The sequence below is a fragment of the Microbacterium sp. JAI119 genome (assembly GCF_013410135.1).
GTDB lineage: Bacteria > Actinomycetota > Actinomycetes > Actinomycetales > Microbacteriaceae > Microbacterium > Microbacterium oxydans.
In genome coordinates this window covers 1-4,649 of the sequence record NZ_JACCCK010000014.1, presented here as the reverse complement: position 1 = coordinate 4,649, position 4,649 = coordinate 1, and the positions used below count along the sequence as shown (strand labels likewise).

Here is a 4,649-nt window from a genome sequence, read left to right as displayed (position 1 = left end):
GCCGCGTCACGACCGGCACGAACCTGCGCTAACCTGACCACGCGACCTGAGGAATTCCGATGAGCAACTCTGGGGAATTTCGATGAGCGCCATCACGGTGTCAGTGTGACGGCGACGACCGCCAACGCTGCGAGACCCGCGACGAGCAGCCGGGGACCGGAGGATGCGCGAGGGCGAGCAGAGGGGTTCATACGTCCACCCCACCGCATCCGATGTTGCGTGAGCGTATGCGTTTCGGTCGGCAACCTTCAGAGGTGGAACGCGATCAGCGCCGGAATCCCCGGGTCAGTGTAGGTTCGCGGACGAGATGGCAAAGAATGCCCGCTTTTCCCAGGCAGTTGGCGGTGATTGTCGGTAATAATTTCCGCGCGAAATGGCGGATCCCTAGACCTGCGGTCGACCAGCTGGTCTATGTATCGGCTTACGCGACTGCTCACCCCCCGAGATCGTGCCATGGCGCGGTCGCCGCGCGCTGCGGCTCTGCGGGAAGCCTCAGGTCTCAGTGGCTGATGCCAGTAAGAGATGCTCTCGGCAGCCGTATCACCACGGTGTAATCCACATAACGAGCGCTCGGCAGAATCACTTCTTTTTTCTCGCGCGCCGGCGTCGGGTCGACTCGCTCGGCCGACGGCTTCGCCACTCCGCTAGAGATTCGTCGACTAGCCGAACATGTCCCTGGTAGCCCAGAGCCAACCCGATTGCACGGCTTTCATTGAGATACTTGAGCGCGCGGGCATGCTCGGCTGGCTGGTCGGTGAGTACCTGGCCGAGTGAATGAAGCACCTTGGCGCGACCCCACTGATCGCCCGCTTCCGACAAGAGTTGAAGGCTCGACTCCAACAAGCTAGCGGCCTGCAAGGCTGACTTTGGTCGTTGTTTCGCTATGCACAGCGCCATCGAATGCGTGACCTGCGCCTGATGCCACTTATCCCCGCGCTTCACGGCGTTGTTCAGACTCTTCTTGAAAAGGACTCTCGAAGCCTGTTGGGCATTCAAGTCTCCGCGCTGACAATCCCAATGCGCCACGAGGTGCTGGGCAATCGCAACCTCACGCGAGCCATCGTCGTTGCCCATGAAAGCCCGAAGAAGCTCAATGCCCTCGGCCTGTCGGTGCGACCGGTAATAGGTCATAGCTCGGAGGAACAATAAGTCCGGGGAATCCGCCTCAATGAGACCACGCTCAGCCTGTTCATCGGCAAGACGAAGGCCCTGCACGTTAGCCGCGAGGACATCGAGCTCCGCCACCTCCCGATAGCGATGGACTCCCTCAGACGGATCGAGCTCGGTCGAGTGGTACGCGAACCCAGGCCCTGTCGCGAGATATGCGGGTAGCCCCTCCATCGCTGAACCAGCCAACTCAAGATAGTGACGGTTCACCGCCCGCCAGAGCTCTGGGTATTGCGGAGCCTTCTCGAGAACACGTCGCCGCAACCCGGGCTCGATTTGCCACTCATGCGCCGCGCGCGAGATAAACCCGAACATCGTGAGCGGCAGAAGCACATCGGTCGAAAACCCGAATGCCTGAAGAGCCCGCTGTGCGAACGCGTCCGTCTGGGAACTCGCAGCTGCGAGAACGATGAGCTCAGGCTTAGATTCGATCTCGGTAGCGGACATCACCTGTCACCCCTCGTCCGGAAGGCGAGCCGTGCCATTGCAGAGTACACCTGACTTACGTCCGTGCTTGTCTCAAGCACCCCGCGCGCCAGCACTTCGCCATCGTGGAGGTTCTCTTCCCACCCGAGACTTACAGCCAGCTCTGCGAACTCATCCGTGACATCGTCCAGAGTGGCCGGAAGGAGGACCGAGTCACTCGCGATTGGGGGCAGCGACTGCGTGTCTGTCTTCATCATCGATGGCGAGTACTGGAAGATCATCTTCGCTCCGAGCTCGGACATCTGACGCAGGATCGGCTCCCACAAGCTGAAGTAGAAAACCTTGCGGAGCGAGTAATCCATGTCGTGGCAGTTGGTGAACACCACGACGAGATCAGCAAAACGGCGACCGCCGTCAATCTCAGCCTGCGTCAACTCTAAGAGCGTCGCGAACTCCTCGGACTCGCTCATGCTGCCAACGTTGACAGTCACGTTGCTTATATTTACGTCGCCGAACAGCGAACGAACGTCGCTAGCTACGGACACTGAAATCGCGTTGTTGGGTGGCCGAAGCGGCCGATCCCGGCCGACCGAGCGGAGGATCGTACGGAACGCCGCGAGCGGACTCCCTGTCAACTGATTGTGGGGATCGATCACCACCGTGAGCAGGCCCCGCGGTGCGGCTTGTGCGTGAGCAGTCAGCGCACCAACGAACGCGGAGGGCATGCACTCCACGCCACCCCGAACGTGAAGCACACCCCCTGGACCGTCAAGAAACCCAACGACAGCATCCAACTCCGAGGACCAATTGAGGTGAGTCACGCTCAACTGCGCTCGTCCCGAACCTTTGAGATGTCAACATCGGCTTTGGAGCGAACATCGGATGCGACCTCGGATGATTCCGTTGCGCTTCCACGGGTCGTAGATGTCACATCTTCAATCCGGACGCTTCCGCCAGCGCGAATCCCGGATGCTACGCGGTGACTCGCAGGGTCACGTCGACGAAGGATCAGGAACGCCACGCCAGCAACAAGTACACCCGCGACGATCCCCGAAGCGACTGACCACGGCAACGGGAGGAGGTTGAGCCACTCAGTGAGTGCCCACACAATAAGCGCCGTGGCGACACCGAGTGCCGCAGTCCCCAAGTGGTTCCGCATTTCGTCATGCTAGCGCGGACGCAGCTGCGAGGTGACCCCGGCGTGAGCCCATCTGACACCGAGGGGCCCAGTGCATATCAGAGCGACCCGTTGCTGCGCCCCGTCACGGAAGACTGCTTCCGGCATCGGTCCGGGGGTATACCCGCGCTTGAGAAGAGTCCGCCCTGAGCCAGGCCGAACCCGCACTGGGAGAGGAGGAGCTACGTGCTGTTGTCATCCTTCCACGGTAGTTTCCAGCCAGGGTTGAGCCGCGGGTGAAATCTCCGTTCACGGCCGGATGCGCCCCCTCGCTGACACTCCGGTGATCATCTTGTCCGTCACGTACGGCACAGCACCGCCAGGGCGAACGTCGTGAGCTTCCGTCGGCGTCCCCTCAGAACGATCGCCTCGTGCTCGACTCGCACTGGTCTCGGCTAGCTATATTTCCGGGGATTCGGGTCAGCCATGTGGTGTCACGAGCTGAGGTGTCGACGGATCGTCGTGGCACCTGCACCCGACCTCCCGCGCGAGATCGGCCACGCTACGTCCGCGATCGCCATGCTGCTCGGTCAACCAGTCCGGGTCGATGCGAAACTGCACGGGCCTCCCGGGCTCCGCGAGGGCTCCATCCGCGGCAAGCGTGCGGGCGATGCTCCGTCGGGATGGGCCCAGCATTCGGGCGGCTGCCCTGTTCGACACCCCTCCTGCGTTGGGCTCCCGGACCGAGATGGCCTGCTCCCCGTCGGGAGCGCCTCGAGTCGGGCGACGAGGCTTCCACTGCTGTCGTCCCTCAATCGTCGTCGAAGCGACCGCGAGCGATTCGACAGCCACCATTTCGAACGGTGGGCACCACGTGACAGGCTCGTGCACCCCGACCCGCTGGAGGAAATCAGCGCCTGCAGCACGCAGAGCTGCGAGAACGGGAAGTGGCGCCGTGCGCGAGAACCGGTGCACGTCACTGTCGGTGGAAGCTTGCCCCGCTCACCAGTCGCCTCCCGGCTCGTCGTCGACCCGTTCACGCTCGAGCATCCGCCGGTATTTTCGCTCGCGATCTGCCCGACCGGACTCCGCTCCTTCGTCCAATCGAATGGTGTCCAGCAACTCCGGGTCGAGGAACTCACGATCTGTTCGTATCGCTCGGCTCGTCCCCCGGCGAACCAGATCCATCAGAGACCCGATGTTGCCTCCGGTGGGGACGAAGATGTACGTCGACGGGTTCTGGATCATCCGCTCATGGCCCTCACCGAGAACGATCGCCTTATTCAGCGAACTCATCAATCGCGCCCATTCGCGTTGATCGGCATGGGTCTGCAACGAGAAACTGTCCATCCCGAGCACCGTCCATCGGCGGAAGGTCTGCGCCAACGCGGCGTCCTCCCCGGTACGCCCCTCGACGAGCACCACCCGACACCCACATCCACCACGCGAGGCCATCCCGGGTCAATCCCCTCGAGGACACTGTGCACGGCACTCGGATAGTGGCTATCCACTCGGCCTCCTCACATCCCTCGACGACTGCTGCATCGACGTACCTCCCACAACAGCCCCCGACGCGTCGCGGTGCGAACATCGCCACTTGCGGGATTGCTCCCGAAAGGTGCGCCCACGCGGAGGCTCCACATCACCCCCGCATCCCACGCGATCATGTCCCGCCTCCGCCACTCCGTCGCGGCAGCCCCTCGAAATGCGGAGATCGCTCGACGCTTCGCACCCTCCGAGAGCGTAGCGGGCTGAGTCGAGAAGACGTCGCGTACCGCTCTGGCCTGACGCGATACACGTATCAGAAGTATGAGAAGGGCGAGTCCCGGCCGGGTAGTCCCGCGTGGCTATGTCAAGCTGAAGTGGCCCAGGGATGTCGCTCTGAACTGGCCCACGTGAGCCTGCTTTCCAACTCGGAAAGTATGCTCTATGCTTTCCG

The 4,649-nt window shown here is 62.4% G+C and carries 4 protein-coding genes; 1 reads left to right on the top strand and 3 read right to left on the bottom strand.

Going from position 1 to position 4,649, the window contains the following annotated elements; genetic code table 11:
* Positions 1 to 579 precede the first annotated feature (579 nt).
* From HDC31_RS19950 to HDC31_RS20550, 3 genes are all read right to left on the bottom strand, one after another.
* Positions 580 to 1,617 carry a hypothetical protein gene (locus tag HDC31_RS19950; RefSeq protein ID WP_218867966.1) on the bottom strand — a complete coding sequence of 346 codons (1,038 nt, stop codon included), beginning with the start codon at positions 1,615 to 1,617 and terminating at the stop codon, positions 580 to 582.
* Positions 1,614 to 2,063: a hypothetical protein gene (locus tag HDC31_RS19945; protein ID WP_147251141.1), complete on the bottom strand. Its 450-nt coding sequence runs from the start codon at positions 2,061 to 2,063 to the stop codon at positions 1,614 to 1,616. Before HDC31_RS19945 ends, HDC31_RS19950 begins: the two co-directional genes overlap by 4 nt.
* 1,649 nt (positions 2,064 to 3,712) lie before the next feature.
* The gene (locus HDC31_RS20550) at positions 3,713 to 4,135 is read right to left on the bottom strand and encodes a hypothetical protein (protein ID WP_113680080.1); all 423 of its coding nucleotides are present in this window, start codon (positions 4,133 to 4,135) and stop codon (positions 3,713 to 3,715) included.
* A gap of 56 nt (positions 4,136 to 4,191) precedes the next feature.
* Here HDC31_RS20550 and HDC31_RS20545 point away from each other — a divergent pair.
* Positions 4,192 to 4,649, top strand: a 458-nt coding sequence (locus tag HDC31_RS20545; RefSeq protein ID WP_308472287.1) for a helix-turn-helix transcriptional regulator, incomplete at its 3' end; no start/stop codon positions are given.